Annotated in this window: 4 protein-coding genes; all 4 read right to left on the minus strand. The window is 39.6% G+C overall.

Going from position 1 to position 4678, the window contains the following annotated elements:
- Positions 1-328: 328 nt before the first annotated feature.
- Complete coding sequence (locus tag QZ735_RS15105; RefSeq protein WP_294249979.1) at positions 329-568, minus strand: hypothetical protein; 240 nt, start codon at positions 566-568, stop codon at positions 329-331.
- A 1-nt stretch (position 569) separates the two neighbouring features.
- Entirely contained in the window at positions 570-2897 is a 2328-nt protein-coding gene (locus QZ735_RS15110; protein ID WP_294249981.1) for a T9SS type A sorting domain-containing protein, read from the minus strand.
- Between the two features lie 69 nt (positions 2898-2966).
- Positions 2967-3431, minus strand: a complete 465-nt coding sequence (locus QZ735_RS15115; protein WP_294249983.1) for a regulatory protein RecX — start codon at positions 3429-3431, stop codon at positions 2967-2969.
- Between the two features lie 219 nt (positions 3432-3650).
- A partial coding sequence (gene glyA / locus QZ735_RS15120) for a serine hydroxymethyltransferase (RefSeq protein ID WP_294249985.1) occupies positions 3651-4678 on the minus strand: 1028 nt, incomplete at its 5' end.

The raw sequence follows: 4678 nt of genomic DNA on the forward strand, positions 1-4678 counted from the left end.
GCATTAAAAGCATCATATAGCTTTTTCATCCCGCATTTTTGGTGTTTAATTTAATTTTGCAAATCTAACAATATTATGATGATAAAAAAATTAAATATTATAAATCATTCCATTATAAAACATACAAAACTGATTATCAAAATATTAAATAAAATACTCATCTAGAAATAACTAAAGACAGATCTATGCATATAAAATTTCTCCGATGATCTTTTTGCTGTGCAAATAGAGTTCTATGCAGAGTCAAAAGACAGCTATGCATCAATGCTTCTGAAATACTATAAAAATTCCCGAAGCATCTGCTCCGGGAATATGATGTTCTTTATTATTAATTTTTTTCAATTCCTCTTTTCTTATTTGAAACAGCAAATGCCAGAACAACTGCCGTTATAAAAAGCGCAGGAATATATTCATCTATAGGAACTGAACCAGGATCTCCCGGTCCTGCAGGGGTACTTTTTTCCTCCATTTCAGAAGTTTCAGGCTGATCGTAAATATAAGGATTGCCAGATTGAGCCAGCGAGAAGCCGGAAACCATCAGCGAAAATATGATAATTATCTTTTTCATTTTATTTAATTATTTTTTGAGTAAATTGTTTTCCTTCGGAGACGGCTTTAAGGATATATATTCCTTTTGTCTGAAGTTTTACAATTACTGATTTAGAATTGGCTGATATCTGCTGAATTTTTCTTCCGGCAGCATCGAAAACTTCAACAGATTGGATATTATGATGATTTCTCACTACGAAGTCTTCACCATCTCTGTAAACTTCAAAAGATTTCTTTTCAGCCTCGTTTGTAGATAAAACATTTAATTTATATACGATCTCAAATCTGTTGGTAAAATCTCCTGCATTTGCCGAGAAAGTATAGTTTCCTGATTGCAGATTGGTATATGTTCCGTTTTGCTTATCATGAAGGTAGATTGGCTGACCGTGTGTAAATAGACCTTCTTTGTGAGACAGGGAAATTGTAAAATCCCCGTTTTCAAAATGCTTGTTACCTAATGGCACAACATCATTGATATGAAAAGGCGCCTTACCCTGAATCACCAGTTTTTCAGTTCCTGCCAAACTGTAGAATGCATCAGAACCCATTCCCATTGCTCTTGAATCGTACCCATCGTAAGCATCAGATGCCCCTTGGTTGTAAGTGATGGCCTGAGTAAGAGCATTTCCATAAGATGTGGTCAGTCTGATCCAATATTTACCCTCTGCAGGATTTACATTTTTATTCGTCGTAACAGCCGCTGCTGAAGTACGCATGGCATTTGTAAATGTCGCAGCTGTTCCATTAATTGATTTTACGATAAAACCTTGACTGATCTTAGCAAAACTGCCTAAAGAATTCAGTGATGCAGAACTGTAAGACTGGGTGTTTGGTGCTTCGGTCCAGGTTCCTGATTGCGCATTGAAAGTAGCGAAGCCTACATTCACTGAGGTATTCCCTGTCTGTGTCGTAACATTTCCTGTTGTATTATCCCAGAACCATAAGGTCGGTTCAATGGCTGAATTGTTGGCCGTATAAAAATCGGTCAGACTGACGTTTGAAGGATAAGGATTACCAATTAAATTATATCCGTCTCCGGCATTACTCAAGGCTACATTGATCGCTCCGTTGTTAGGAACCTGAGCAGCGCCTCCGAAAACCAGACTGGCATTGGTGGCCGGAACTTTTACCGAATACCCTTTTCCTGCATTGTTTGTGAAGTTGGCATTGTCATTCGCAACCGTTGGATATAAATTGGTTGCCGGATCATAGCTCATCACATAAAGTGGAGCTGTAGATGAAGAGCCGTTAGAATACGCCGTAAATAAGTTTTGATTGGCAACCGGTGAAGACCAGAAGACATATTTTGTTGCAGAACTTGTGCTGTTTCTCAAGGCCTTAAAATTAGTAGAGGCAAGCGTGGAACCATCCCTTTGAATAAGATTACCACCATCCTCTACCACGACTTCCGTACCTGTAATGGTATATGTATCTGCTATTTCAAGAGATCCCCCGTTTTTAATGGTGATATTCTTAGCAGTAAAACCAGGAGTTGTAGAAGAGGTGGTGTAATTACCCGTAACAATAGCATTTACACCAGAATTGGGAGTCCCTCCGGACCAGGTTGAACCATCCCAGGTTGTAGAACCATCGGGAACAGAATTGTAAACCATGATATCATCTACCTCATATTCAGTTGTATTCGTATAAATTCTGAAAGCAGCAACTCCTAAATTGTTGGTCGCTGATACGAATGACGTTGAAGATTTTATTCCGTTTATCCAAATATCAGCTCTGTTAACAGGTAATGAATTTCCGTCACCATAGGTTAAAGCAGCTGTAGAATTATTAAAAACTATTGTAACCGTGTAATCACTGGAGGTAGCCAATGTCTGTACCGCAGACCAGGCACCGCTTGATCTTATCTGTAAAGAACTTCCTGTAACCTGGAAGGCTGCTGCCAGCTGAGAACCGGTAAATCCGTTATTGGAACCAAAACTGGCTCCTGTTCCTACTGCACCGACTATAACGCCAGAGCCAAAAGAGGCTGGCGTTCTAAATTTAAACGTGAAAGTACCGCTTCTGAAAGACGTTAACCCGGTTTTGTCAACCGTTGTAATACTCCCTCCTTTAGCACCGATCAAAGCGGAGCTACCAGAAGAAAAAGAGGAAGGATTCTTTGCTACAACTTCATTATTGATACTTGCCGAACCGGTTGACGTACCGACTCTGACATTGGAGAATGCTGTATTGGTTGTTGTAAGATTTGTCCCATCGGCAATGGATCCAAAATCCTCTGAGAAAACCGGAGCAACCGAAAAGTTGCCCTGACTCCATCCCCACACCGAGAACAGAGTCATCAAAAATGCCATCAACACCTTTGATAATTGTTGTAGTTTTAAATTCATATAATTATCTTTTTGTTCGGCAAATCTAAATAATATTAATGAATGTTAAAATTACATCTATGTTAATTTTCAATCACTTACCTGCAAAATGGCATCATATTCAAAACCCCGGCTTAAAAGATATTTAATAGTTTTTAACTTTTTTTGATAATCGTTCAAGCCTTTTAATTTACTTTCATAATTTTCGTATACCTTACGGATAATCTTTAAATAATCATTTTCATCAATTTCATTAAAACAGGAAGAAATTAATTTATCATTGATTCCTTTTTGTTTTAAATGAATTTTAATTTTCGTTTTCCCCCAATTTTTCAGATAAAATTTTCCCCGGATGTAGCTCCGGGTGAACCGTTCTTCGTTCAGGTAGTTTTCTTGCATCAGGTACAGAAGGATTTCTTCCTTCGCTTCCGGGATCAAAACAAACTCCCGCATTTTCTGCTCTACCTCCGCATGGCACCGGTCCTGGTAAACACAATAATTGACCAGCTTCTGTTTTATTTCTTCAAATGTATACGATTTTTTCTCGGAGTTCATTTCTGATTTGATGTTGATAAGTACTTGAAATAATTTGATAATACGTTTTCGAATTTTAAAATTCTGACTATAAATCCGACAGCAAAAAAGCCAATTGCTATCAGCTACTTAGTGGGTCATTAAATGGCTGTTTATAAAAAAGAGGCACAAAATACTTTGAACCTCTTTCTGTTTTATATTGAAAGCCAACAAGCGAAGGCTATCGGCCAAAAGCAATTTTTAATAGTTGAATAAGGCCTTACCTTCCATTAAATCATTCACTTTCTTTCTTACGGAAGTGATCACTTCTTCATTTTTGATATTGTCTACTACTTCAGAAATAAATCCGGCAATCGTATCCATATCATTTTCTTTCAATCCTCTTGTGGTGATGGCTGCGGTACCCAATCTGATTCCTGAAGTCGTAAACGGTGACTTATCATCAAAAGGAACCATATTTTTGTTGCAGGTAATATCGGCCAATACCAATGCTTTTTCGGTTTCCTTACCGTTCACATTTTTATTTCTTAGGTCTACCAGCATCAGGTGGTTATCCGTTCCACCGCTTACAATATCGAACCCCCGGTCGATCATGGCCTTGGCCAAAGCCTGCGCATTAGACTGTACCTGCTTGGCATACGTCATGAACTTATCATCCAATGCTTCGCCAAAAGCTACTGCTTTTCCGGCAATGACGTGTTCCAGCGGGCCACCCTGGATTCCCGGGAAAACAGCTCCGTCAAGAACCTGACTCATCATTTTGATCTCGCCTTTCGGTGTTTTGTGACCGTATGTATTTTCAAAATCTTTACCCATCATGATCATCCCTCCTCTCGGACCTCTCAATGTCTTGTGAGTAGTAGTGGTTACCAGATGACAGTGCTCGAACGGGTTATTTAAAAGACCTTTAGCCACAAGACCTGCCGGGTGGGCGATATCCGCCCAAAGCGTAGCCCCGATTTCGTCCGCCACTTCTCTGAATTTTGCATAATCAAGATCCCTGGAATAGGCTGAGAAACCTGCGATCAGCATTTTCGGCTTTTCTCTTAAGGCCACTTCCCTCATCTGATCGTAATCGATAAGGCCGGTTTCCTGCTGAACGCCGTAAGAAACCACATCGTACTGGATCCCCGAAAAGTTTACCGATGAACCGTGGGTAAGGTGTCCTCCCATCGAAAGGTCCATTCCCATGATTTTGTCACCGGGTTTCAAAACCGCAAGATAAATGGCTGCATTCGCCTGGGAACCGGAATGAGGCTGAACATTCG

Origin of the sequence: uncultured Chryseobacterium sp., assembly GCF_913776365.1 — a bacterium.
GTDB lineage: Bacteria > Bacteroidota > Bacteroidia > Flavobacteriales > Weeksellaceae > Chryseobacterium.

Bases quoted from the DNA above. Each gene is read 5' to 3' on its own strand.
- QZ735_RS15110 (WP_294249981.1), bottom strand. From the start codon at position 2,897: ATGAATTTAAAACTACAACAATTATCAAAGGTGTTGATGGCATTTTTG.
- QZ735_RS15105 (WP_294249979.1), bottom strand. From the start codon at position 568: ATGAAAAAGATAATTATCATATTTTCGCTGATGGTTTCCGGCTTCTCG.
- QZ735_RS15115 (WP_294249983.1), bottom strand. From the start codon at position 3,431: ATGAACTCCGAGAAAAAATCGTATACATTTGAAGAAATAAAACAGAAG.